19 protein-coding genes are annotated in these 25,140 nt (G+C 71.6%); 9 read left to right on the top strand and 10 right to left on the bottom strand.

The genetic code is table 11. The annotated features are described in order from the left end of the window. The gene (locus tag LGI35_RS19665; RefSeq protein WP_227295118.1) at window positions 1-1,299 is read right to left on the bottom strand and encodes an LCP family protein; all 1,299 of its coding nucleotides are present in this window, start codon (window positions 1,297-1,299) and stop codon (window positions 1-3) included. A 118-nt stretch (window positions 1,300-1,417) separates the two neighbouring features. On the opposite strand from LGI35_RS19665, the gene LGI35_RS19660 reads away from it, so the two are divergent. Further along, window positions 1,418-1,966: an acyl-CoA thioesterase gene (locus tag LGI35_RS19660; RefSeq protein ID WP_227295117.1), complete on the top strand. Its 549-nt coding sequence runs from the start codon at window positions 1,418-1,420 to the stop codon at window positions 1,964-1,966. A gap of 89 nt (window positions 1,967-2,055) precedes the next feature. Here the strand turns inward: LGI35_RS19660 and LGI35_RS19655 are convergent, their stop codons facing one another. Beyond that, window positions 2,056-3,528 carry an LCP family protein gene (locus tag LGI35_RS19655; RefSeq protein ID WP_227295116.1) on the bottom strand — a complete coding sequence of 491 codons (1,473 nt, stop codon included), beginning with the start codon at window positions 3,526-3,528 and terminating at the stop codon, window positions 2,056-2,058. Between the two features lie 126 nt (window positions 3,529-3,654). Between LGI35_RS19655 and LGI35_RS19650 the strand changes: the two genes are divergently transcribed. Further along, the gene (locus LGI35_RS19650; RefSeq protein ID WP_227295115.1) at window positions 3,655-4,683 is read left to right on the top strand and encodes a glycosyltransferase family 2 protein; all 1,029 of its coding nucleotides are present in this window, start codon (window positions 3,655-3,657) and stop codon (window positions 4,681-4,683) included. A 39-nt stretch (window positions 4,684-4,722) separates the two neighbouring features. Here LGI35_RS19650 and LGI35_RS19645 read toward each other — a convergent pair whose 3' ends face one another. From LGI35_RS19645 to LGI35_RS19630, 4 genes are all read right to left on the bottom strand, one after another. Then, window positions 4,723-6,390 (bottom strand): LCP family protein, encoded by a 1,668-nt coding sequence (locus LGI35_RS19645; protein ID WP_227295114.1) that lies wholly within the window; start codon window positions 6,388-6,390, stop codon window positions 4,723-4,725. 81 nt (window positions 6,391-6,471) lie between these two features. Then, complete coding sequence (locus tag LGI35_RS19640) at window positions 6,472-8,205, bottom strand: LCP family protein (protein WP_227295113.1); 1,734 nt, start codon at window positions 8,203-8,205, stop codon at window positions 6,472-6,474. A gap of 226 nt (window positions 8,206-8,431) precedes the next feature. Then, complete coding sequence (locus LGI35_RS19635) at window positions 8,432-9,688, bottom strand: LCP family protein (RefSeq protein ID WP_227300380.1); 1,257 nt, start codon at window positions 9,686-9,688, stop codon at window positions 8,432-8,434. A gap of 186 nt (window positions 9,689-9,874) precedes the next feature. Beyond that, on the bottom strand, window positions 9,875-10,630 hold the full coding sequence (locus LGI35_RS19630) for a TIGR03089 family protein (protein ID WP_227295112.1): 756 nt from the start codon (window positions 10,628-10,630) through the stop codon (window positions 9,875-9,877). Window positions 10,631-10,778: 148 nt separating this feature from the next. On the opposite strand from LGI35_RS19630, the gene LGI35_RS19625 reads away from it, so the two are divergent. The 3 genes from LGI35_RS19625 (at window position 10,779) to LGI35_RS19615 (ending at window position 14,480) form a co-directional block, all read left to right on the top strand. Continuing rightward, window positions 10,779-12,158 carry a peptidoglycan recognition protein family protein gene (locus LGI35_RS19625; RefSeq protein ID WP_227295111.1) on the top strand — a complete coding sequence of 460 codons (1,380 nt, stop codon included), beginning with the start codon at window positions 10,779-10,781 and terminating at the stop codon, window positions 12,156-12,158. A gap of 83 nt (window positions 12,159-12,241) precedes the next feature. After that, window positions 12,242-13,324, top strand: coding sequence for a mannose-1-phosphate guanylyltransferase (gene manB / locus LGI35_RS19620; protein ID WP_227295110.1), 1,083 nt, complete (start codon window positions 12,242-12,244; stop codon window positions 13,322-13,324). A 130-nt stretch (window positions 13,325-13,454) separates the two neighbouring features. Further along, window positions 13,455-14,480, top strand: a complete 1,026-nt coding sequence (locus LGI35_RS19615) for a DNA-3-methyladenine glycosylase family protein (protein WP_227295109.1) — start codon at window positions 13,455-13,457, stop codon at window positions 14,478-14,480. A 143-nt stretch (window positions 14,481-14,623) separates the two neighbouring features. Here the strand turns inward: LGI35_RS19615 and LGI35_RS19610 are convergent, their stop codons facing one another. From LGI35_RS19610 to LGI35_RS19600, 3 genes are read right to left on the bottom strand one after another with little or no spacing between them, the layout of a single operon-like run. After that, entirely contained in the window at window positions 14,624-15,922 is a 1,299-nt protein-coding gene (locus LGI35_RS19610) for a coenzyme F420-0:L-glutamate ligase (RefSeq protein ID WP_227295108.1), read from the bottom strand. Then, window positions 15,919-16,878 carry a 2-phospho-L-lactate transferase gene (cofD, locus tag LGI35_RS19605; protein ID WP_227295107.1) on the bottom strand — a complete coding sequence of 320 codons (960 nt, stop codon included), beginning with the start codon at window positions 16,876-16,878 and terminating at the stop codon, window positions 15,919-15,921. Before cofD ends, LGI35_RS19610 begins: the two co-directional genes overlap by 4 nt. A gap of 33 nt (window positions 16,879-16,911) precedes the next feature. Further along, window positions 16,912-17,415, bottom strand: coding sequence for a cysteine dioxygenase (locus LGI35_RS19600; protein WP_227295106.1), 504 nt, complete (start codon window positions 17,413-17,415; stop codon window positions 16,912-16,914). 705 nt (window positions 17,416-18,120) lie between these two features. Between LGI35_RS19600 and LGI35_RS19595 the strand changes: the two genes are divergently transcribed. The 3 genes from LGI35_RS19595 (at window position 18,121) to LGI35_RS19585 (ending at window position 23,923) form a co-directional block, all read left to right on the top strand. Then, window positions 18,121-18,384 (top strand): WhiB family transcriptional regulator, encoded by a 264-nt coding sequence (locus LGI35_RS19595; RefSeq protein ID WP_093617031.1) that lies wholly within the window; start codon window positions 18,121-18,123, stop codon window positions 18,382-18,384. A gap of 323 nt (window positions 18,385-18,707) precedes the next feature. Next, window positions 18,708-22,418: a glycosyltransferase family 2 protein gene (locus tag LGI35_RS19590; protein ID WP_227295105.1), complete on the top strand. Its 3,711-nt coding sequence runs from the start codon at window positions 18,708-18,710 to the stop codon at window positions 22,416-22,418. After that, a complete protein-coding gene (locus LGI35_RS19585) occupies window positions 22,415-23,923 on the top strand; it encodes a DUF5719 family protein (protein ID WP_227295104.1) in 1,509 nt (502 codons plus the stop codon). The genes LGI35_RS19590 and LGI35_RS19585 overlap by 4 nt, the downstream gene beginning before the upstream one ends. 25 nt (window positions 23,924-23,948) lie before the next feature. Here the strand turns inward: LGI35_RS19585 and LGI35_RS19580 are convergent, their stop codons facing one another. Next, window positions 23,949-24,404, bottom strand: a complete 456-nt coding sequence (locus LGI35_RS19580) for a metallopeptidase family protein (RefSeq protein ID WP_116512639.1) — start codon at window positions 24,402-24,404, stop codon at window positions 23,949-23,951. Between the two features lie 322 nt (window positions 24,405-24,726). Here LGI35_RS19580 and LGI35_RS19575 point away from each other — a divergent pair, with 322 nt between their 5' ends. Next, the gene (locus LGI35_RS19575; RefSeq protein WP_206302118.1) at window positions 24,727-25,104 is read left to right on the top strand and encodes a DUF3499 domain-containing protein; all 378 of its coding nucleotides are present in this window, start codon (window positions 24,727-24,729) and stop codon (window positions 25,102-25,104) included. The last annotated feature ends 36 nt before the right edge of the window (window positions 25,105-25,140 follow it).

Genomic DNA, 25,140 nt, shown 5'->3' with positions numbered 1-25,140 from the left:
TCAGTTGCCCGAGACCGTCACGGTCTCGTCGTTCTTGAGCTCGCCCACCAGCTGCTTGACCTTGGTCTTGTCCCAGACGAGGTTGCCGTTGACGGAGCCGGAGACCGGCATGTTCATCGACTTGCCGTCGCCACCCGTGACGCCCTTCATGGCGAAGAACATCGAGCCCAGGTCCCACAGGTTCATGTCCTTGTCGACGACGAGCGAGTCGAGGCCCGCGCCCATCGTCGGGTAGAGCTTGAACGGGTTCATGACCGTCGACGGGGTGGCCACCTGGTGGGCCAGCGCCGACAGGAACGCCTGCTGGTTCTTGGTGCGCTGGAGGTCGCTCGCCGCGAACGCGTGACGCGTACGGACGAAGGCCAGGGCCTGCTGGCCGTTCAGCGTCTGCTTGCCCTTCTGGAAGTCGGCTCCGGACCACTTGTCCTTGAAGCCCTCCTTCAGGTTCATCTCGACGCCGCCGACCGCGTCCACGATCTTCGCGAAGCCGCCGAAGCCGATCTCCGCGTAGTGGTCGATGTGCAGCCCGGTGTTGAACTCGACGGTCCGCACGAGCAGTTCGGGGCCGTCCTCCGCGTAGGCGGCGTTGAGCTTCACCTGGCGGCCCTGGTTCGGGTAGAGCTTGCCGGAGTCCGAGCCCTTGTAGGACGGGATGGTGACGTTCGAGTCACGCGGCAGGGAGATCATCGTGCTGCCGTTGTCGCCGGTGTGCAGGATCATCATCGTGTCCGTGCGCTTGCCCTCGGCGGACCCGGTGTGCAGCTTCTTCTTCTCCTCGGCAGACATCCCGGCCCGGCTGTCGGTGCCGACGATGAGGTAGTTCGTGCCCTTGCCGGTTTCGGGCCGTTCTATGACCTTGGAGAGGTCGACGTCACGGTGGAGCTTGGAGTCGGCCCAGAAGTACGTGCCGATGCTCACACCGACGAACACGACGACGAGGGTGAGGACGGCCCACTTGATGCGCCGGCCCCAGTTCGGCCGCGGCCGCGGGGGCGCGTACCCGTCGGCCGGGTCGTTGTCGTTCGGTATGTAGCCGTTGCCGCCGCGGCCGCCGCCACCGCCGTAGACCTGGCCGGTGTTGTAGCCGCTGTCGTACTGGTCCCCGTATCCGTCGCCGTACGAGGGCTGCGCCGGGACCGTGGGCCTGGGCGGCGCGGAGCGGCGGGGGCCGCCGCCCTGTCCGCGCTGCACATGCGGCATCGCGCGGGCGCCCTCGGGGCGCGCGTTGGCACTGCCGCGACCGTAACCGCGGTCGCCGCCGCCCTGACTGTCGCCCCAACCCTCTGGCCAATCGTTCATGGGCCCAGTGTGCAGTCCTGGGCTGTGTGCCCCACAAGGGTGGGTGGCGAATCGGGCCCGGGCTGTTGCAGAGCTGACACAAAGCAGCCCGTGTCCTGCCCGGCATAAGGTGGAGGCCATGACAGACCAGGCCCGCGGCACGGAATCCGAAATTCCGGGTAAGCCGACCTCAGCTTCCCGTACGACGTTGTCGCACATCATGACCCACAACGACACCAATCTGCTCGGAACGGTACATGGTGGCGTGATCATGAAACTGGTCGACGACGCGGCGGGCGCCGTGGCCGGACGGCACTCGGGCGGACCCGCCGTCACCGCCTCCATGGACGAGATGGTCTTCCTGGAGCCGGTGCGCGTGGGCGACCTGGTCCATGTGAAGGCACAGGTCAACTGGACGGGCCGTACCTCCATGGAGGTCGGGGTGCGGGTCCTGGCCGAACGCTGGAACGAGTCGACGCCGGCCCAGCAGGTCGGCTCCGCGTACCTCGTGTTCGCCGCGGTCGACGCCGACGGCAAGCCGCGCTCGGTGCCGCCCGTGTTCCCGGAGAGCGAGCGCGACAAGCGGCGCTACCAGGAGGCCCAGATCCGCCGCCAGCACCGGCTCGCGCGCCGCCGCGCGATCAAGGAACTGCGGGAGCAGCGCGTGGCCGACGGCATCGAGGACTAGGGCTTCCCGCTCGGATCGGGCCGGGCGCGCGGGGTCTGCCTGATCCGGACGAAAGGCCCTGGGCCTCTTCGTCCGGAGGCGGCGGGGCGTCAGCCGCACACGACCTGGTCCCCGGTGACCGCTCCGAACTCGCCCTGGCGTGCGTCCTCGGCCCGTACCGCGCTGACCGCCTTGAAGTCCGGGCCCGCCACCACCTTCAGTACCGGGCCCTGCCCGTTCACGGCCTGGAGCTGCGCGCCCGGCAGCGCTGTCGCCAGCGCCTTCGCCGACCGGTCCCAGCGCGGGTCGTAGAGGATCACCGTGTGCTGGGCGGTGCGCTGCGCCGCGTTCATCGGCGCACCGCTCGTGCGGAACCCCGTCCCCCGCAGCCCCGCGTCCACCTTCCTGCCGAGACCCGGGGTCATCGTGCCGTTCTCGACCTGGACGCGGATCTGCTGCGGGGCGACGCCGACGACCGTCCCCGTCGTCTTCTTGTGGTGCACGGCGAGCGGTTTGTCCTCGCGCAGCGCCTTGAACAGCTTCCCGGACTTCGCCGGGTCCCACTTCACCGTCGAGCCGATACCCGGGACCGGGAAGCTGACGTTGCCGATCGGCACGGTCGTGAACTCCGACGACGACGGTGAGAACCCCCGCATCGCCTGCCCGAGCTCGACCATCTGGTCCGTGCCGAACCCCCGGTCCGCGCGCACGGAGCTGAGCAGGGTGCGAGCCACATCACGGAACTTGACCGGGTTCAGGAGCACCCCGGACGACGTGGTCTTCGCGATGAGCGCGGCGAGGAAGCGCTGCTGGCGCTGCATCCGGCCCAGGTCGCCCGCCCCGTCCGTGTGCCGGGCGCGCACGTACTGGAGGGCCTGGCCGCCGTCGAGCGTGTGCGTGCCGACGGCCATGTCGAGCCCGGTGTACGAGTCCTTGAGCGGCTTGGCCGTGCAGATCTCGACGCCGCCGAGCACGTCCACCGTCTTCATGAAGCTGATGAAGTCGACCTCGAGATAGTGGTCGATCTTCACCCCGGTCATGTGCTCGACGGTGCGCACGGTCAGATGGGGCCCGCCCTCCGCGTACGCCGCGTTGATCTTCACCGGGTGCTGGTGGTCCTGCTTGCCCGTCGTCTGGTCGGTGTGCGAGGGGATCTCCGCGTACGAGTCCCGGGGCAGGCTGACGATGCTCGCGCGGTGCCGGTCGGCGGAGAGGTGCACGATCATGATCGTGTCCGTGCAGTGACAGGGAGCGCCGCCCAGCCGGTACTTCAACTTCTCCGCCGGGGTGATCTTGTCGCGGCCGTCGGTGCCGACGAGCAGCACGTTCATCCCGTGACCGCCGGAGGGCCGGTTCTTCATGTCCTTGAAGGGGTCGACGCGGTTGATCTCGGTGTCGAGCCCGGTGACGACCGCGTGCCCGATGCCCGCGGCCGCGAGGACCGTGACCGAGACCGTCGTCGCCACCCGCATGGCCCACCGGGGCTTCTTCCTCCGCACGGGAGCGGGCACGGGGGGACGGCCGCGCTCCTGCCGCGGGGGACGCGGTGGGCGTGCGGGGGAGCGGGTCGGCGGACTGGGCACGTGGGGACACCTCCGAGAAGGTGGGCGTGGGATCGCGAGCACCGTAGGCCGATACGATCTCCTGCCCGCGGTACTGACCACGGCGGCGCGCGCCCGTGTCCCCCATTAGCGGTAACGTGACGCCTGATGAACGCGAATTCCGACAAGCAGCTTCCGCCCGTATCGGTGATCATGCCTGTCCTCAACGAGGAGCGGCACCTGCGCGGAGCCGTCGAGGCGATCCTGGCGCAGGAGTACGGCGGCGAGATGGAGGTCGTGGTCGCGCTCGGCCCGTCCTCGGACCGCACGGACGAGATCGCCGCGGAGCTCGTCCGCGAGGACCCCCGGGTCCACACCGTGCCGAACCCCACGGGCCGTACGCCCGCGGCGCTGAACGCCGCGATCGAGGCGTCCCGCCACCCCATCGTGGTGCGCGTGGACGGACACGGCATGCTCTCGCCGAACTACATCGCGACGGCCGTCCGCCTCCTGGAGGAGACCGGCGCCCAGAACGTCGGCGGCATCATGCACGCCGAGGGCGAGAACGACTGGGAGGACGCGGTCGCCGCCGCCATGACGTCGAAGATCGGCGTCGGCAACGCGGCCTTCCACACGGGCGGCGAGGCTCAGCAGGCCGAGACCGTGTTCCTCGGTGTCTTCCGGCGCGAGGCCCTTGAGCGGCAGGGCGGCTACAACGTCGAGTTCATCCGCGCCCAGGACTGGGAGCTGAACTTCCGTATCCGCGAGGCCGGCGGCCTGATCTGGTTCTCGCCCGAGCTGAAGGTCTCGTACCGGCCGCGGCCCAGCGTGAAGGCGCTCGCCAAGCAGTACAAGGACTACGGCCGCTGGCGGCACGTCGTCGCCCGCTACCACGCCGGCTCGATCAACCTGCGCTATCTCGCGCCGCCGGTCGCCGTGTGCGCGATCGCCGCGGGTGTCGTCGTGGGCGCGCTCGTGACGCCGTGGGGATTCGTGATCCCCGGCGGCTATCTGGCGGCCATCGCGGCCGGTTCGGTGCCGGCCGGCAAGGGGCTGCCGCTGAAGGCGCGCCTGCAGATCCCGGTCGCGCTCGCCACGATGCACATGTCCTGGGGCTGGGGCTTCCTGACCAGCCCGCGCTCCCTCGCGAAGAGGGTCATCGCGTCGCGCCGTCCCGCCGTACTCAGCGAGGCATGAGCACCCCCGGGGCCGAGTCCGTCGGCCCCGGAGCATGCGTCACCAGGTGAAGTTCTTGTTCACCTTCATGCAGGCCTTCTTGTCCGAACCGTTCAGCGCCAGCGCCGTGTCCGGGGTGGTGTCGTCGTCCTTCGAGGACTTCGGGTAGGTGTTCCCCTCCCGCCAGTCGTCGCCCACGACGAGCGTGACCCCGGAGACATCGGTCGACTTCTTCACCGAACTCAGTGGAATGCCAAGGGACTTGGCGACCCGCTGGGCATCGCCCTCCAGATCGACGCTGGGGAAGCGGATGACCGTCTTCTCCTCGCTCAGTGACTGCGACTGGTCGGCGGACGCCTTCGTGAAGCCCTTCGCGGTCAGGATCTGCGCCACCGTGCCGGCCCGGCCCGACGCCGCGGGCAGCTCCGCCGTCCGCGTGCCGTTCTGCACCTGCACGGCGATCTCGCCGTCGGCCGCCGCCGGGTCGTCGGACTCCTTGGGCGGAGCCTTCTTCTTGTCCTTGCCGTCCAGGGCCACGTCGTCGCGCACGAGCCGGAACAGCTTGTCCGCGTCGCCCGGCTTCGGGGCCACGCGCGCGCCCACGTACACGAACGGCATCGTCGTCATCGTGATGCGTTTCGGCTCCGGCTTCTTCAGCTCGTTGCTGAGGTCGTAGAGCTTCTTGACCGTGTCGAGGCCCTCGTCGACGCGGAGCGCCTTCGTGGCCTCCTCGGCGAGGTTGCGCAGCTTGCCCGGGTTGGTGATGGTCGCGTTCTCCCGCATCTGGCGCACCATCGAGTTCATGTACATGTGCTGCGCCTTGGTGCGCGCGATGTCGCTGCCGTCCTCGAAGCCGTAGCGCGTACGCAGCCACTGCAGGGCCTGCTTGCCCTTGACCGGGTGGGTGCCCTTCGCCAGCTTCAGGCCCGAGCCGTGGCCCAGGGCGTCCTTGGAGTGGATGTTGGCGTCCACGCACACCGGTACGCCGCCGATGGCGTCCGCCATGGAGACCACGCCCGCGAAGTCGACCATCATGAAGTGGTCGATGTGGATGCCGGTCAGCAGTTCCCAGGTGGCCACCGTGCAGCCGGGGCCGCCGCGGCCGAGCGACGTGTTCGTCATCTGCCGCCCCACCGTGGCCGGATACTCCCTGCCCGTCTTCGGGTCGGTGCACTTCGGCAGCTTGAGCAGGGTGTCGCGCGGCATGCTCACCACGGACATGTTGCTGCGGTCCGCGGAGAGGTGGACCAGCATCTGCACGTCCGCGAGCGGCACACCGCCGAAGGTGTCCTTGGCGCCGCCGAGCTTCTGGTTGGCCTTGGAGTCCCGCGCGTCCGAGCCGATCAGCAGGATGTTCAGCGGGGTCTGGCCCGCCGCGTTCGGCGTCGGCTTCGCCGCCCTGTGCTCACCGATGTTGAGCTTGTCCGTCTTGATGTTGCTGTTGAGATGCCGGTACCAGAGGTAGCCCGCTCCCGCGGTGCCGACCATCAGCACGGCGACAGTGATCGAGAACCAGCGCAGTATCCGGTGTTTGCGGCGCCGCGGGCGCGCGCGTCCGCGCCGGTGCCCGCGCGGCCTGCCGCCGTCACCCTGTCCTTTGTCCTGTCCCTGTCCGCCCTCGGGCCCCCCGGCCTCGTGCGAACCGCCGCGTCGGCCCGGATCACCCGAGTCGACCGGCTGACGGACCCGTGCTCGCGGCCCGTCCCCGCGCACACTGCTCTGCCTCATGCCCCACCCCTCCCGCCCCCGGCCTACACTTCGGCCGCCCCGATCCTGTCTGTTAGACAGTCAAGAGGCGGCCGAGGTTGGTCACTTGGCGCACACAGTCTTGTCCGCTGTTGCCTTCTGGATGTCCTCCGGCGCCTTCGTGGGGGCGGCGATGGGTGTCCCGGCCCCCTTGAAGTCGGCGCCGAGGGTGAGGATCATCGCCGGCAGGCCCTGGTCGTTCTTCTCGCTCTTGCCGGGCTTCATGGCGGATGCGGGCAGCCCCATGATGTCGGCGAGCCGGCGGGCCTGGTCGGCCTGGTCCGGCGCGTACTCGAGCGTCGTCTTCGACAGCTTCTTCGGCGCGTTGCCCAGCTGGCTCGACTTGAGGACGCCCTCGGTGTTCTGCAGCCAGGTCAGCGTCGTCTGCGCGGCGCCGACGGTCTCGCTGCCGTTGTAGATGTCGACCCGGACCTCGGAGGCGTCGGCGCGCGAGCCCTTGAGCAGCGCGTCCTGCTTCGACTTGGCCGCCTTCTTGTCCTTCGCCACCTCGGTCAGGGAGACGTCGTCGCGGATCATCGCGAACAGCGGGTCAGCCTTGGCCGGGTTGACGACGACCGTCGCGTGGACCTTCTCGGCGGGGTTGTCGATCACGGGCAGCGTGGTGAAGGTGATGTTCTTCGGCGGCACCTTCTTCAGTTCGAGGGCCACGTCCTTGAGCTCGCTGAGGCTTCCTATGCCGGTGTCCACCGTGAGCGCCTTGGTCGCCGCCTCGGCCAGGTTCGACAGCTTGGTCGGGCTGGTGAGCGTGTCACTGGAGCTCATCTTGCGCATCAGCGATCCGAGGAACTGCTGCTGCTGCTGGATGCGGTCCAGGTCGCCCTGGTTGCCGAAGCTGTGGCGGGTGCGCACGAACGCGAGAGCCTGCTCGCCCTTCACGTTGTGCTTGCCCTTGGAGAGCTTCAGATGCGAGTCGGGGTCGTCGACGTCCTTGGCGAGGCAGATGTCCACACCGCCGACCGCTGTCGTCAGCGTCTTGACGGCGTTGAAGTCGGCCATCATGAAGTGGTCGGGCTGGACTCCCGTGATCTCCTTGACCGTTGCCATCGTGCAGCCCGCGTCCCGGCCGCTCTGGCCGAGGCTGGTGTTGAAGCGGGTGTCGGGCGTTCCGGTGATCGTCTTCTCCACCCCGTCCTCCCTCACCTTGCAGTCCGGGATGTCGGTGATGAGGTCGCGCGGGATGCTCAACGCCGTCGCGTTCGAACGGTCCTTGGCCACGTGCAGCAGGATGTTGGTGTCCGCGTGGCCGACGCTGTTCTTGTCGCCGTAGCCCGCGTTGCCCTTGCCGGTGCGCTTGTCCGTGCCGATCAGCAGGATGTTGAACGCCTCGTCCTTGCTGAAGCCGTTCTTCGCGCCGACGACGTCCTGCTTGTTGATGTTGCCGTCGAGGTGGCGCAGATAGAGATACGCCCCGCCCGCGCCGGCCACCAGGACGAAGGCCATGACGCCGCCCGTCCACAGGATCGCCTTCTTGCCCTTGGACTTCTTCTTGTTCTTGGACCGGCGCCTGCTGGCCGGCTCCGGCTGCGGGGCCCGCCGCCTGCGCTGGCCGGGCACCTCACGGCTGTCCTGTTCCTCGCGGGTCCTGCCGTTCTGCCGGTTCTGCCCGGTCTGTCCCCGTTGCCCGGTGGGGCGTTGGGAAGACCTGCGAGGTCCGGGTACGGCCGACTGCCCAGAGGAAGGGTTCAGTCGCAGTTCGTAATCGCCGGTGTTCGGGTTGAGTACCCACTGGTCTGCGGGATCGATGTTGTCCGCCCGCCCACGGCCTTGCGCGTCCACGGTTGTCTGCATCCTCCGTCGGGGCCACGCGGCGCCTTGTCCCCCTCAAGAAGGCGCTCGGTCAGTCGGTAATCAGTGCGCGACCGTCGTTGGCCGGGTGCACCGGATCGCTCACACTATCCGCCCAGTTCAGCGTCAAGCCACGGCGGTGACAAATTCCACTCCCCTACAACTGGGCAATCCGTCCTATTTCTTTGGACGTGACGCGAACCCCTTGGGTATCGCTTTACCCGCAGGCATCCTGGGCGGCCGTGTTGCCGCGGAATGTGGGTGCCGGACTGGCGGAGGAACCGGACGAAACGGAGGGGTCGCCGGGCTTCCCGTCGTCGTATCCGTCGTGCTCGTACGCCATGTTGTCCGTGTCCGAGCTGTCCTCGCCGGAGCCGTCGGAGGAGCTCTTGGCGGCACTTTCGTTCGGCGTCCTCTTGGCGACCACCACGGGGGCGTCGGTACGCAGTTGCGTGAAGAGCTTCTCGGCCGCGGGCTGGACGAGCTGGTCGCGGTTGGCGTTGTAGACGTAACTGCGCCGCGGCACCGTAAGGAATTGGACGCGTTCGGTCGGAATGTCCCGCATGCCGCGTACGAGGTTGTAGAGGCCGCGCAGACTGGCGAGCCCGGGGTCCGTGGTCAGGGACGAGGTGGCCGCGTCGAGCACGGGGTACAGCTTCGTCGGGTTGAGCAGCACCCGGTTGCTCTGCACCTTGTTCACCAGGGCGCCGAGGAACCGCTGCTGGCGGTCCATCCGGGCGGTGTCGCTGCCGTTGCCGAGGCTCTTGCGGGCCCGCACGTAGCCGAGGGCCTGCTCGCCGTCGAGGGTCTGCTTGCCCGCGGGCAGCTTCAGGTGCGCCGCGCGGTCGTCCATGGGCTCCTTCAGGCAGACCGCGACGCCGTCCACGGCGTCGACCATGTCCTTGAACCCGCTGAAGTCGACGACCATGTGGTGGTCGACGCGGATGCCGGTGAGCTTCTCGACCGTACGGATCGTGCAGGCCGAACCGCCCTGCTCGAAGGCGTAGTTGAACATCGCGAACTTGGAGCTGCTGCGGGTGCCCTCGTGCGTGCGGCAGCTCGGTATGTCCACCATCAGGTCGCGGGGCAGTGAGACCGCGATGGCCCTTTTGTGGTCGGCGGATATGTGCAGCAGGATCGTCGTGTCCGAGCGCTGGGTGCCCGAGTCGCGGCCGTACTTGCGGTTGGCGGCGCCGGCCCGCGAGTCGGAGCCGATCAGCAGGATGTTCTGCGCGCCGTGCACGAGCGAGGCGGGCCGCTCCTTCTCGTAGCGGGCGAGCTCGGCGGCCGCGTCGGTGTCCTCGGTGATGTTCCCCTGGAGCTTCTCGTAGACCGCCCATCCGGTACCGCCCGCGGCGAGCACCACGACGCCGGCGCCGATCGCCGTGTACCGCAGCCAGCGCCGGCGCCGCCGGGCCGTGCCCGCGCCCGTGGGGGACGAACCCGCGCCCGGCCCGTGCGTGACCGGCCCCACCGTGTCGTCGTCGCCGGGGTGCCGCGGCTGCGGGGGCGTGCCTGCGGGTTCGGTCACGTGAGTCCACCCCTCATGACGACGGCGGTGCGCAGGTGCGCCCCTTCGACCATCGCCCGGCGCGCCGCCCGGGGCCCGGTGGCCCAGGGGTGGACTGGGCCGAACGGGTGACGCCGGCGCCCGGGTGTCTCAGCGTGCGGTCGTCGAGACCCGCTCGTTGTCCACCCGCTTGGCCAGGGACTCCTCGTCCAGGCCGTCGAGGTGGCGGCACAGGACGACGGAACCGCCGGTGGCGAGCGGCGCGTACAGGCCCGCGCTCAGGCCGCGCCAGGTGTCGTACGGGAGTCCGGACAGCAGGCGCGATCCGGGGCCCGTCAGGCCGAGGTCCGTGGCGTCGGCCCGCGCCTTCTCGACGACCTCGGCGCCCGTGAGCTCGGCCCCCGCGACGACGAGCGCGGGCTCCTCCGGGTCCACCGGCGCGAACGGGGCGAACCGGTCGCCCTGCCCCGGCACCTCGACCGCGTAGTCGGCGAAGCCCTCCGGAGGCTGCGGGAAGCGGCCGCCGAGCGGACGCAGGGCGAGCGCCACCCGCTCGCCGGAGCAGGCGCGCGCCCGCTCCAGCGAGTCGGGGCCGCTGACGACGAGGTCGGCGGCGGCCGGGTCACCGTCGACGTCGGCGACGACCCCGACCGACGCGCACGCGAGCAGCCACACGGCGCTCTGCCAGTGCGCGGGCAGCAGCAGCGCGAGCCGGTCGCCGGGCTGTGCGGCGAGGTCGCCCTGGAGGAGGTTGGCGGTCTTGGCCACCCAGTTGGCGAAGGTGGCCACGGACAGTTCGACGCGTTCGCCCGTGGCGTCGTCGTAGAAGGTCACCAGTGGGCGTCCTGGATCGGCGGCGAGCGCGGATCGCAGCAGGTCGGCGGGGGTGCGGTCGGTGGCGTTCACGGGCGCAAGAGTACGCCGGGCGTGTGGCGTCATGCGGCCGACCGGGGGAACACGACGCCGTGTCGGCCCGATGGACTGTCAATTCCCCTTTCCACCAATGACACTTCCCGATGGACAGATATGTACAGCTATGTCCACGATCGTTGACATGCGTGGATTCCTAGCTTCCTCGATCGGCGTCGCGTGTGCGGCAGCCCTGTCCCTTCCGTTCGCCCTGTCTTACGGAGCCGGGGCAGCCACGACCCCTTCGGCCGCCAGGGCCCTGACCGCCGAAGCCATACCCGGCAGCACCCAGTCGCTGCCCCTGTCCGTCCTGCCCCGCGACCGCGGCCTGCGCGCCCCGGGCGAACAGGGGCTGACCCAGCGTGATGTGCGCCCCTTCTCCCTCGTGGGCGTGGTCTGGAACGACCCGGCGGCCGAGCTGGAGGGCCGCGTCCAGGTGCGTACGCGCGCCACGGGCAGCGCCCGATGGTCCGGCTGGCAGGAGGTCGAGACCCACAACGGCGATCACGCCCCCGACCCCGGCACGGCCGAGAGCGACTCGGGCCGGCTGCGCGGTTCCACGGCCCCGCTGTGGGTCGGCGCCTCCGACGGCATCGAGGTGCGCGTGCGCCCCCAGGCCGCCCCGGCGCACCGGGGTACCGCGCCCGCCGGATCCGCCGCGAACTCCGCCGCTCAGGCCCCTCTGCCCAAGGGCCTGCGCCTCGAACTGGTCGACCCCGGCAAGGAGCCCCCGCCCGGCGGTGCCCCCGCCGACGTCCCCCGCGCCGGAGCGATGACCGCGGAGTCGGCGGCTGCCTCCGCCGTCAACGCGGACCTGGCCCCGCTCGACGCGGACGTCATCCCCGCCCTCGGCAAGAAGAAGACCGAGAACGAACTGATCGAGTCCCGCGGCGGCGAGGCCGACGCGAAGTCCAGCCCCTACATCGGCCCCCGCCCGCGCATCGTCACGCGCAAGGGCTGGGGCGCCGACGAGACGCTGCGCGAGAGCAACTTCAGCTACACCTCGAAGGTCAAGGCGGCCTTCGTGCACCACAGCGCCACGGGCAACAACTACAGCTGCTCACAGGCCCCTTCGGTCATCCGAGGTATCTACCGCTACCACGTGAAGAGCATGGGATGGCGCGACATCGGCTACAACTTCCTCGTCGACAAGTGCGGCAACATCTACGAGGGCCGTGCCGGTGGTGTGGCGAAGCCGGTCATGGGCGCCCACACCCTCGGGTTCAACACGAACAGCATGGGGGTCGCGGTGATCGGCACCTTCGAATCCTCGAAGCCGCCGGTCGCCGCGGTGGAGGGCATCGCCCGCCTGACGGCCTGGAAGCTTGGCCTGTACGGGGTGAATCCGAGCGGTAAGACATATCTCACGTCAGCCGGTGGCAATCTGTACGGCAAGGGAGAGAGCGTACGACTGAACGTGATCTCGGGGCACCGGGACGGCTTCGCGACCGAGTGCCCGGGCCGCCTCCTCTACAACAAGCTCGGCACCGCCCGGTCCACATCGGCCAGTCTCCAGGGCCGCTGACGCCCGGCCGCACCGCACAGTCTGCATACACTGGCCGGCCGAAAGGCAGTTCGACCGGCCCCAGCAGGAAGCAGAGACGACAGGTGACAGAAGCGATCCTCCTGGTCGGCGGCAAGGGCACCCGACTGCGACCGCTCACCGTGAACACACCCAAGCCGATGGTCCCGGCGGCGGGCGTCCCGTTCCTCACCCACCAGCTGGCCCGGGCGAGAGCGGCGGGCGTCGAGCACATCGTGCTCGCCACCTCGTATCTCGCCGAGGTCTTCGAGCCGTACTTCGGCGACGGCTCACGCCTCGGACTGCATCTGGAGTACGTCACCGAGGAGGAGCCCCTCGGCACCGGCGGCGCGATCCGCAACGTCGCGTCCCGGCTCCACTCGGGACCCGACGACCCGGTCCTCATCTTCAACGGCGACATCCTCACCGGCCTCGACATCCGCGCCCTGGTGCACGAGCACGAGACCACCGGCGCGGACGTCTCCCTGCACCTGTCCCGGGTCGAGGACCCGCGGGCGTTCGGCCTCGTCCCCACGGACGCGACGGGCCGGGTCCAGGCCTTCCTGGAGAAGCCCCAGACGCCCGAGGAGATCGTCACCGACCAGATCAACGCGGGCGCCTACGTGTTCCGCCGCTCGGTCATCGACACGATCCCGACGGGCCGTCCCGTCTCCGTGGAACGCGAGACGTTCCCCGACCTGCTCGCGTCCGGCGCCCATCTCCAGGGCATGGTCGACTCCACGTACTGGCTGGACCTGGGCACCCCTCAGGCCTTCGTGCGCGGCTCCGCCGACCTCGTCCTCGGGCGCGCGCCGTCCCCCGCGGTCCCCGGCCGGCGCGGCGACAGCCTCACGCTGCCCACCGCCTCCGTCGCCCCCGGCGCGAAGCTCACGGACGGCACGGTCGTCTGCGAGGATGCGACGGTCGGCGAGGGCGCCCGCATCTCGGGCAGCGCGATCCTCGCGGGCGCGACGGTCGAGGCGGGCGCGGTCGTCACCGACTCCCTGATCGGCCGCGGCGCCCACGTGGGCGCCCGCACGGTCCTGACGGGCGCGGTGATCGGCGACGGCGCGACGGTCGGCGCGGACAACGAACTCCAGTCGGGCGTACGGATCTGGTGCGACGCCCGCATCCCGGCGGCGGCGGTGCGCTTCTCCTCGGACCAGTAGGGGCCGGTTCTTCGGACCGGCAGGGGGCATCTCCCCGGGACCGGTCCGGGTCGTCTCCCCGGACCGGTAGGGGCCGGCGCGCCCGACCCCCTACGCTGCAAGGAGCACCCCACCACCCGACGAGGACCCCTTGGCCGGCCGATACGCCCCCCGCCCCACGCGCACCACGGTGCGCGGCGGCGAGACCGGCGTGCCCAGGGCCGTCGTGCCCCGAGCCCTCGTTCCGGGCCCGGCGACCGCGGCGCACACCCGTCGCTGGACCCCCAACGGCCCGTTCGACCTGGGCCTGACCCTGGGCCCGCTGCGCCGAGGGCCCGCCGACCCCGCCTTCCGCGTCACACCGGACGGCTCGGTCTGGCGGGCCACCCGCACCCCCGAAGGCCCCGGCACGCTGCGCGTGGCCCTGCGCGGCGGAGTCGTCGAGGCGCAGGCATGGGGCCCGGGTGCGACCTGGCTTCTCGCTCAACTCCCGCAACTTCTCGGCGAGTTGGACGAGCCCGAGGCGTTCGAGCCGCGCCACAGGCTTCTCGCCCACGCCCACCACCACCGGCCGGGACTGCGCCTGCTGCGTACGGGTCTGGTCATGGAATCGCTGATCCCGTCGATCCTGGAACAGAAGATCACGACGGAGGAGGCGTACCGCGCCTGGCGCATCCTGCTCCGTACGTACGGCACCCCGGCGCCCGGCCCCACCGCCGGACTCGGCCTCCACGTCATGCCGGAGCCGCGCGCCTGGTCGCTCATCCCGTCCTGGGAGTGGCACCGCGCGGGCGTCGACAACAAGCGGGCCTCGACCGTCCTGCGGGCCGTGAAGGTGGCCCGGCGCATGGAGGAGGCCGCGGCGATGACCCCGGCCGACGCCCGCGCCCGCCTCGAACTGATCCCCGGCATCGGACCCTGGACCTCCGCCGAGACGGTCCAGCGCAGCAACGGCGCCGCAGACGCCGTGACGACCGGAGACGTCCACCTGCCCGGCATCGTCGGCTACGCCCTCGCCGGCAACCGCGACGCCGACGACGCGGAGATGCTGCGGCTCCTCGCCCCGTACGAGGAGCAGGGCCAGCGCCACCGCGCGGCCCGCCTCATCCTCCTCAGCGGCCGCACACCTCCGCGCAGACAGCCGAAGATGCGCCGCACGAACATCGCCGACTGGTAGCCGCTGTTCCCGCGCACGACCTTCCAGCACATGGCCTTCCCGCGCGCCGCCTTCCAGCACATGGCCTTCCCGCGCGCGGCCTTCCAGCACATGGCCTTCCAGCACACGGCTTTCCCGCGCGCGGCCTTCTGGCGCACCGCCTTCTAGCGCACGACCACGAAGTCACCGGCGTCACGCGCCGGGCGCTCGGCGGGGGCGGCGGCCGCGTGCCCCACGGCCACGGCGCCCATCGGGTCCCACTCCTGCGGAAGCCCGAGCACCTCGCGCACGACGTCGCGGCAGAACATCGTCGACGACACCCACGCGGAGCCGAGCCGCTCACCGGCGAGCGCGACCAGGAAGTTCTGCACGCCCGCACCGGCCGCGACCACGAACATCTCCCGCTCGGCGGCGTCCCGTCGCGCGTGCCCGTACGTGTGCGACCCGTCCATCACCATGCACGGCACGACCAGATACGGCGCCTGACGCAGCACGTCACCGCGGCGCACGCGCTTGGCGACGGACTCCTCGCTCTTGCCGTCGCGCCGCAGGTCCTCGATCCACGCGTCCCGCATCGCGTCGAGCAGCCGGACCCGGGATTCCTCGGACTCCAGAAGCACGAACCGCCACGGCGTCGTGTGGTGCGGGGCGGGCGCGGTCACGGCCGCGGCGACCGCACGCCGTACGGCTCCCGGGTCGACCGGCTCGTCCGTGAACGCCCGCACCGTACGCCGCTGGGTCACGGCCTCCCGTACGGCCTCGGACGTGCCGAGCCGGAACATGTCGTCACGCGCGACGCGCACCAGCTCACGCGCGCCGGTGCCCTCGCCCACCACGTGCGCGAGCCCGCGCACGACGGCGACGGGCAGCCCGGCCGCCTTGCCCTTCACCAGGTCCCCGGCGGCGGCCAGTTCGTCCGCCGTGGCGACGACGGTGGCGCTGAGCGGATTGCCGTACGCGTCCGTGCCGCCGCGCAGGTCGTCGAGGACGTGCACGCCCGCGGCGCCGATGGCGACATCGGTCAGGCCGTTGCGCCAGGGGCGGCCGAAGGTGTCCGTGACGACGACCCCGACGTCCACGCCGAGCGCGTCCCGCAGCCCGTCCCGGATCGCCGCGGCCGACGCGTCGGGGTCCTCCGGGAGCAGCAGCACGGTGCCCGCGGGCGTGTTCGACGCGTCGACGCCGGCCGCGGCCATGACCAGGCCCAGCTTGTTCTCGACGATGCGCAGGGTGCCACGGCGCGCGACGACCCGTACGGTCTCGGCGTCTATGGCCGCCTCGCGGTCGGTCGCCTCGACGATCCGGCCCTCGGCCTTGCTGACGATCTTCGAGGTGACGAGCAGGACGTCCCCGTCGACGAGGCCGGGCTCGGCGGTGGCGATCAGCTTGGCGAGGTCGTCGCCCTCGCGGACCTCGGGGAGGCCGGGGAGCGCCCAGGCGCGGAAGGAGGGAGCGTCACTCACGCGCGGACCTCCTCCGCGAGCGTGAGCGCCTCACGCGCCATCTGCGTCGTCGCGTCCAGGTCGGACATCATCAGCGGCACCGCGCGGCAGCGGATGCCCGCCGCCTCGACGCGCTCCACCGTGCCCGCGTCCACCGTGTCGACGAGCCACCCGTCGAGCAGCCCCGACCCGTAGTGCTCGGCGACCGCGGCGGCCGTCGAGTCGACGCCCACGGCGGCGAGGACCTTGTCGGCCATGCCGCGCACGGGCGCGTCCCCGACGATGGGCGAGAGCCCGACGACGGGCACACCGGCTTCGGCGATGGCCTCGCGAATGCCGGGCACGGCGAGGATGGTCCCGACGCTGACGACGGGGTTGGACGGCGGGAAGAGGATGACGTCCGCCTCGGCGATGGCCTCCAGGACACCCGGCGCGGGCTTGGCCTGCTCGGCGCCGACGGGCACCACCGCGTGCGCGTCCACGGAGGCCCGCAGCTTCACCCAGTACTCCTGGAAGTGCACGGCCCGGCGCTCCCCGTCCAAGGTCACCGCCACATGGGTCTCGATGCGGTCGTCGGACATCGGGATGAGCCGCACACCGGGCTTCCAGCGCTCGCACAGCGCCTCGGTGACCGCGCTGAGCGGATAGCCGGCGTCCAGCATCTGCGTACGGACGATGTGGGTCGCGAAGTCCCGGTCGCCGAGACCGAACCACTCGGGCCCCACCCCGTACGCGGCGAGCTCCTCCTTGACCCGGTACGTCTCGTCCGTGCGTCCCCAGCCCTGCTCCTCGTTGATGCCGCCGCCGAGCGTGTACATCACCGTGTCGAGGTCGGGACAGACCTTCAGGCCGAAGAGATGGATGTCGTCGCCGGTGTTGCCGATGACCGTGATGACCGCGTCGTCCGGTGCCGCCTGCTTGAGACCGCGAAGGAACCGGGCACCACCGATGCCGCCTGCCAGAACCACAATGCGCATGTGCCCAGCATCGCAGGCGGGTACGACAGTCCGTCAGGCGGTCACGGCATCCTGCGTGGCGTCGCTGACGCAGCGGGGGGCGTGCATGGGCATCTCGGTGAGGCCCGGGTAGTACACGTGGAGGCTGACGGCGGGTTCCAGCGCGTCGTTGACGACCTCGTGGACGTAGCCGGGGGCGAAGACGCGCTGTGCGCCGGGCGCGAGGGTGCGGGAGCCGCGCTCCGAACGCTCCGTCAACTCACCCTGGAGGACGGTCAGTATCCCGGATGAGCGGCCGTGGTCGTGCAGTCCGCTGCCCTGTCCGGGCACCCAGGACAGGAGCCAGACCTCGTAGCCGGGGCCCGTCTGCAGGCGGTGGTACCAGCGGCTGGTGGCGTCGTACTCGACGAGGTGTTCCCACCGGCCGCGGTCGGCGGCGATGGTGCGGGCCAGGCCGGCGAACTCGGCGACGGTGGCCGGGTGCTCGCGCGCGGGCTGGAGCAGGTGGGGTACTTCGAGGATGTCGCCGGCGATCTGCAGGTCGCTGTTGCTGTTCATGGGTATGGGGATTCCTCGGCGGGGTGCGGTGTGCTGGGGATGTCGCTGGACGGCGCCCGGCGCGGACGAACTGCCGGGGGAGTGGAGCGCGGTGAAGCGAGGGGATTCAGCCGGAGCGCGGTGGGCTCAACAGCTGGGACAGCAACAGCAACAGCGCGCGTGGGCAGCACCGAGGGACCCGGGTCGGGTCACGGAAAGCGCCAAGTTCGCGAGCATGCCCACCAGGACACCGGTTCATTCCTCCTCTGTCAACTAGGTGTCCGGATTGTGGGATATGTTTCACCTCATCCGGTTGCCCTGCCAGGCGAAAGGTTTGTTCAGGTTCCGGCCGGGACACATGGCGCATCAACCGGGCGCACAAACGCCGTCGCGCTCCCGTGATCCGAATGTGATCCGGAACGCTCCGGCGCCGCTCCCGGAACGGGATCAATGCCCGAGGCGTCCTTCCTTGCGGAGGTCCGCGTGAGGTCTGCCGGAGCTCTTGCGGGGGGTGGCGGCCGGGATGGGCCTCTGGCAAGTGTCAAGGTTTAGGCCGATTTGAACACTTTCCGCATACCCTTGGTTCCGCAGAGTGAATAAGGGACCCAATAGCAGATCTCGGCTTGACTGGCCCGGATCGGCACACTTGTAATTTCACTCGTGTCGTTCAGCCGAAATCGGTAGCGGCAGCATCACGGGGACGCACAGACGGACGAGGGGCGCACTATGACCGAGTCGTTTCAGCAACTGCTGGTCGAGGACGCGGAAGAGGAACTCGGCTGGCAGGAGCGCGCGCTGTGCGCCCAGACCGACCCCGAGTCCTTCTTCCCGGAGAAGGGCGGCTCCACCCGGGAGGCCAAGAAGGTCTGCCTCGCCTGCGAGGTCAGGTCCGAGTGCCTCGAGTACGCACTCGCCAACGACGAGCGGTTCGGCATCTGGGGCGGCCTCTCCGAGCGGGAGCGGCGCCGTCTGAAGAAGGCCGCGGTCTGAGGAGGCAAAGTCTGCGGAACGCCGCAACACCGCGGAACGCCGCGACGCCGCAGAACGCCGCAAGACCGTACGAAGCCCCGCACCGAGGCCCGCAGCGCGACCAGAGCCGGGGCCGCACCGAGGACCGCGACAAGGACGCCGTCCGAAGACTCTTTCCGCAGACTCTTTTCCGCGTAGCGATCGGCCCGTCGCCCTGGGTTGTCCACAGGGGGCGGGCCGCCGTTGTTGTCAGCCGTTAGTGTGGGGCCCCGTCCGAGACGACCCAGCGCCCCCGCAGGGCACAGGCGTCCACCGCAGTCCAACGAACCGGGGCCCGTACCTCGATGTCCGTGCACAGCCATTCGGCAGGCCAATTCGACACTGCCGCAGCCGCGTTCAACCCGGGGCACGCCGCAGGGCCAGACCCGACCAGGCCACCCGAGTTCCCCAGACACGTCGTCACCGCCGTGCTCGTCTCCCACGACGGAGCACGCTGGCTGCCCGACGTCCTGTCAGGACTGCTCGGCCAGGAGCGCCCCGTACAGAACGCCGTAGCCGCCGACACCGGCAGCGCGGACGCCTCCGCCACGCTGATCGCCGACGCGATCGGCGACGAGCGCGTTCTCCATCTGGCCCGCCGTACCGGCTTCGGCCAGGCCGTCGACGAAGCGGCGCGCACCGCGGGAGTGCTGACCCCGGAGGAGCTGCCGTACCTCAAGCGCCCCAGTGGCTGGGACCCCGTCAGCCGGAGCTGGCGCGACGACGCCTACGACATGCCGGAGCTGCCGCACGGCGAGCCCGAGCAGTGGCTGTGGCTCCTGCACGACGACTGCGCGCCCGAGCCCGACGCGCTCGCCGAACTCCTGCGCGTCGTCGAGAACGAGCGCGAGATCGGCAACGAGGTCGCCGTCGTCGGACCCAAGCTCCTCGGCTGGTACGACCGCAGGCAGCTCCTGGAGGTCGGCGTCTCCATCGCCAACTCGGGGCGCCGCTGGACCGGCCTCGACCGCCGCGAGCAGGACCAGGGGCAGCACGACCACGTCCGACCCGTCCTGTCCGTGTCCACCGCCGGCATGCTGATCCGGCGCGATGTCTTCGAACAGCTCGGCGGGTTCGACCGCAGGCTGCCCCTCATGCGCGACGACGTCGACCTGTGCTGGCGCGCCCAGGCCGCCGGACACCGCGTAGTCATCGCCCCCGACGCCGTAGTCCGCCACGCGGAGGCCTCCTCGCGCGAGCGCCGCACCGTCGACTGCGTGGGCCGCACGGCGACGTCCCCGCACAAGGTCGACAAGGCCGGCGCCGTCTACACCCTGCTCGTCAACGCCCCTACGGCCGTGCTGCCCTGGGTGCTCCTGCGCCTCGTCATCGGCACGCTCGCGCGTACCCTCGCGTACCTCGTCGGCAAGGTTCCCGGCCAGGCGCTCGACGAGATCACCGGACTCCTCGGCACCCTGCTACGGCCCGAGCGGATCCTCGCGGCCCGCCGCAGGCGCGGCAAGGGAGTGGTCGACGCCAAGGAGCTGCGGCCGCTCTTCCCGCCGCCGGGCGCCACGGTCCGGCTCACCGTCGAGCAGGTCGCGGGCAGCCTCTTCGGCGCGTCCGACCCCGAGATCAACGCCGCGGGACGGCACGGCAGCGCCGTCGAGTCCGGCCCCGGCGGCGACGACGCGGACTTCCTGGAGATCGAGCAGTTCGCCCGTCTCAAGCGCATCGCCCGCAAGCCGGGACCGATGCTCTTCGTGGTGCTGCTGTTCGTGTCGCTCATCGCCTGCCGCGCCCTGCTCGGCGGCGGGGCGCTCGCGGGCGGCGCGCTGCTGCCCGCTCCGGGTGACGCGTCCGCCCTGTGGTCGCGCTATCTCGACGGCTGGCACGCGGCCGGCACGGGCGGCACCCAGTCCGCGCCGCCGTACCTGGCGCTCGTCGCCGCGTTCTCCACGCTCCTGTTCGGCTCGACCGGACTCGCCGTCACCGTGCTCCTCGTCTGCTCGGTGCCGCTCGCCGGCTTCACCGCCTACTTCGCCTCCCGGCCCCTGGTCACCTCGCGCCTGCTGCGCGCGTGGGCCTCGGTCGCGTACGCCTTCCTGCCCGCCGCCACCGGCGCGCTCGCCGGCGGCCGGATCGGCACCGCGGTCCTTGCGATCCTGCTGCCGCTCATCGCGCGCGCGGGGTTGTCCGCGAGCGGCTTGATGAACCACGCGGGGGCGCGCGGCAGCTGGCGCGCCACCTGGGCGTACGCCCTCCTGCTGACCGTCACGACGGCCTTCACGCCCATCGTGTGGCCGATCGCGCTCGTCCTCGGCATCGCGCTCCTCGCGGTCCGCCGCGGCGACATCACCGCGTACGGGCTCCGCTTCCTGGCCGGGCTCGGCACCCCGCTCCTGATCCTCGCGCCCTGGTCGCTGACGCTGCTTCCGTTCGGCTTCTTCAAGGAGGCGGGCCTCCCTTACGGGAAGGGGTCGGCGTCCGCGCTCGGCCTGCTCGGCGCCTCGCCCGGCGGCTCCGGCACCCTCGGCGGACTGCTGCTCATCGGCATCGTCCTCGCCGGGCTCGCCGCGCTCCTGCGCACCGAGCGCCGCCTCGCCGTCCTCACCGCGTGGGCGATCGCCCTGGTGGCCCTGGTCTTCGCGGCCCTGTCGAACAGCTCGGCCTGGGCCGGGCCCGCGACCCTCGTCTACGGCATCGCCCTCCTCGCCGCCGCCGTGCTCGGCGCCGACGGGGCACGCTCGCGCGTGGCCGAGCAGAGCTTCGGCTGGCGGCAGCCGGTGGCGGCCCTCATCGCGTTCGCCGCGGTGGCCGGACCGCTCCTCGCCGCGGCGGGCTGGATGATCCGCGGGGCCGACGGCCCCCTGGAACGCCGTGACCCCACCCAGGTGCCCGCGTTCGTCGCCGAGGAGAGCGACACCCAGGACCAGGCCCGCACCCTCGTCATGGACAGCGATTCGGCCGCCAGGGTGTCGTACACCCTGGTGCGCGGCGCCGGCGCGCGCCTCGGTGACGCCGAACTGACCGAGGCGGGCGGCAGCAACAAGAAGCTCGACAAGGTCGTCGCCAACCTCGTCGCCGGCTCCGGCGCCGACCAGGCCGACCAGCTCGGCGGATTCGCCGTGCGCTACGTCCTCGTACGCGCGGGCGCGCCCCGGCAGATGAGCCGCGTCCTCGACTCCACGCCCGGCCTGTCCCGGCTCAGCCAGCAGGACGGCACCGCCCTGTGGCGCGTGGACCGGCAGGTCTCCCGCGCCGCGATCGTGTCCGGGTCCGACGAGCCGCAGGCCGTCGCCGCGGGCCCCGTCGAACTCCACACGAAGATCCCCGAGGGCAAGGCCGGCCGCGTCCTGCGCCTCGCCGACACGGCCGACGAGGGCTGGACGGCGACGCTGGACGGCGCGCCCCTGACGAAGACGACCGTCGACGGCTGGGCGCAGGGCTTCGAACTGCCCGCCACGGGCGGCCGCCTGGACGTCACGTTCGACGCGCCCATCTCGCACGCGGCCTGGCTGTGGGCGCAGGGCGCGCTCGCTCTCGTCCTCGTGGTGCTCGCCCTGCCGGGCAGGCGCAGGGACGTGGACGACGACCTCCCCGAGGAGCCCGTCGTGCCCGCGCAGGCCGTCGAGGGCGAGGGCCGCAGGGCCCGCCGTCTGCGCGCCCAGGCGGAGGCCGAACAGGCCACGGCCGAGGGCACGGACGGCGCGGTACCGCCGCCGCCCTCGGAGGAGGAGCTCGCCGCGGCCGGTGTGCCGCACCAGCCGACGTACGGCGAGTGGGACACCCCCACGTACGCGGCCGCCGACTACGGCCAGTACGCCGCGGGCGATCAGCAGCAGTACCAGGGCGGCGCCTACCAGGGCACGTACGACCCGAACCAGCAGGCGGATCCCTATCAGGCGGACCCCTACCAGGCCGGCCAGTACGACCCGTACGCCTACGGGGGCACGTACGACGCCCAGCAGCAGTACGGGCAGCAGGCCTACGACGCCTCGTACGAGCAGCCGCAGCCGCCCGCGCAGCCGCCGCACGGCACCGACAGTGAGCGCCCCGACGGGAGCCAGCAGTGAACCGCACCACCCTGTCCCTGATCGCCGCGGCCGCGGCCCTCGCGGCCGTCACCGGTTTCGCGGCGGCCACCGCGCCCGGCGACGACGGCGACTCCGCGAAGGCGGCCGCGCGGCTGCCGGTGGAGCGCTCCAGCCTGCTGTGCCCCGCGCCGAGCACGTCGGACCTCGCCGAGACCGCGTACACCTCGTACACACCCGCCTCGGAGGGGTCGGGCAGTTCCGGCAAGGCCGCCCTGTCGTCGGCCACGCGCGAGTTGACGGACGGCGCCGGGAGCGGCAAGGGCAAGGGCAAGGGCAAGGCCGACAAGCCGGTGCTGTCCCCGCTGAAGCCGGGCAAGCCCGTCGCGGGTGAGTCGTCGGGCGCCGAGTCGCCCGCGCTCGTGGGGAGCGCCGACGGGAATCTCGCGCCCGGCTGGACCGTGCAGCAGACGACGGAGGTGGCCGCCGGCACCGGCCGCGGCCTCCTGGGGGTGAACTGCTCGGCGCCGGACACGGACTTCTGGTTCCCGGGCGCCTCCACCGCCAAGGAGCGCAGTGACTACATCCACCTCACCAACCCGGACGACTCGGCGGCCGTCGTCGACGTCCAGCTGTACGGGGCGAACGGCGCCATCAAGTCCGATGTGGGCGAGGGCATCCAGGTCCAGCCGCACTCCAGCGTGCCGGTCCTGCTGTCCACCCTCACCGACAAGCCGCAGACGAACGTCACGCTCCATGTGACGGCCCGCAGCGGCCGGGTGGCCGCCGCGGTCCTCGCCGCGGACGACAAGCTCGGCGGCGACTGGCTGCCGGCGTCCGCGGACCCCGCGGGCACGGTCGTCCTGCCCGGCATCCCGAAGGACGCCACGAGCGTGCGCCTGGTCGCCTTCACGCCCGGCGACAACGACGCGGACCTGAAGGTCCAGCTGGCCTCCCCGACCGGCCGCATCACCCCGGCCGGGCACGAGAGCCTGCACGTGAAGTCGGGGATGACGGCCGCCGTCGACCTCGGCGACGTGACGCGCGGCGAGGCCGGCTCCCTCGTCCTGACGCCCACGGGCGACTCGGCCCCGGTCGTGGCCGCCCTGCGCGTCGTGCGCGGCAAGGGCGCCGACCAGGAATCGGCCTTCATCCCGGCGACCCGGCCCGTCGGCGCGCGGGCGACCGTCGCCGACAACCGCGCGAAGGGCTCGACGCTGTCGCTGACGGCCCCGGGCGCGGCGGGCACGGTCAAGGTGACGGCGTCGGCGGGCACCGAGGGCGGGACCCCGGTCACGAAGACGTACACCGTGAAGGGCGGCACGACGATGTCCGTGCGGCCGCCGGTCCCGGCCGGGCTCAAGGGGTCGTACGCGCTGACGGTGGAGCAGGTGTCGGGCGGGGAGGTCTACGGCTCGCGGATGCTGGACGTGTCCGACGCGGACGTCCCCGGCGTCCCCATGTTCACGGTCCAGACGCTCCCGGACGACCGGGGGACGGTCTCGGTGCCGCACGCGGACCAGGACCTGTCGGTGCTGCAGAAGTGATCCCGGAGTGACCCGGTCCGCCGGGTCACTCCTCGTCGCCGTAGCGCGGATCCACCGTCTCCGGTGACAGGCCGAGGAGTTCGGCGACCTGCTCGACCACGACCTCGTGCACCAGGGCCGCGCGCTCGTCGCGGCCCTTGGTGCGGATCTCGACCGGGCGGCGGTAGACGACCACGCGCGCGGGGTGCCCCTCGCGCGCCGCGATCGTGGACCCCAGGGGCACCGACTCGTCGCTCCAGCCCTCGCCGGCCGTGCCCACCGAGGGCACGTCGAGGATGAGGAAATCGATGTCGGCGAGCTGCGGGAAGCGCCGCTCGAGCCGCTCCACGGAGTCCTGCACCAGATCCGCGAACCCCGCGGCCCGGCTCGCGGAGAGCGGGACCTGAGGAGGGGCGACGGGCCCTCGCATGCCCCTGCCGTGCCGGTCGCGGCGGCGGGGAGGCTTCGGCTCTGCGGCGGGGGGCGGTACGGGGTTCTCCATCACTGACGCAGCGTAGACCTCCCGCGGACGCACCCGCCCGCGGTGGCCCGCACGGAACCGGCATGTCGCTTCCTGACCGATCAAGCCAAACTTGGGCCCGATTCGGCATCCCTCCCGGACCGGTGACCTCGCGGCTCCTGTCGGTATTTGCCCCGACTGGTGACCGTGCGTACCGGGGACGCGGGGCGCACCACCCCCGGTCCGCGCAGGTCAGCGGCGCGCTCCCGGAACCCCGTGTGCGCCGCCGCGCGCCACGACACGGTGGGGTGACCTCCCGGGGAGTCGTCGCGGCCCGCTCAAGAGTGCGGTACCGTCCAACGCTGTGAGCCCTGTACGTCGCTGTTCGCGCACCGCCTGCGGCCGTCCCGCCGTCGCGACGCTGACGTACGTCTACGCCGACTCGACCGCGGTCCTCGGCCCCCTCGCCACCTACGCCGAACCCCACTGCTACGACCTGTGCGCCGAGCACTCCGAGCGCCTCACCGCCCCGCGCGGGTGGGAGGTCGTCCGGCTCGCCGACACCTCCGGCCCCTCGCGCCCCAGCGGCGACGATCTGGAGGCTCTGGCGAACGCCGTGCGTGAGGCGGCCCGCCCGCAGGAGCGCGCGGCCGAGGCGGGCGGCTCCGGCCCCCGCACGGCGGACCCGATGGAAGTCGCACGCCGCGGCCATCTTCGGGTACTGCGCTCGCCGGACAACTGAGCCGGACCCCACCCGGCAGCCGGATCGGCGGCCGGA

Origin of the sequence: Streptomyces longhuiensis, from assembly GCF_020616555.1 — a bacterium.
GTDB classification, from domain to species: Bacteria; Actinomycetota; Actinomycetes; order Streptomycetales; family Streptomycetaceae; genus Streptomyces; species Streptomyces longhuiensis.
This window is presented reverse-complemented; position numbering and strand designations above follow the sequence as displayed.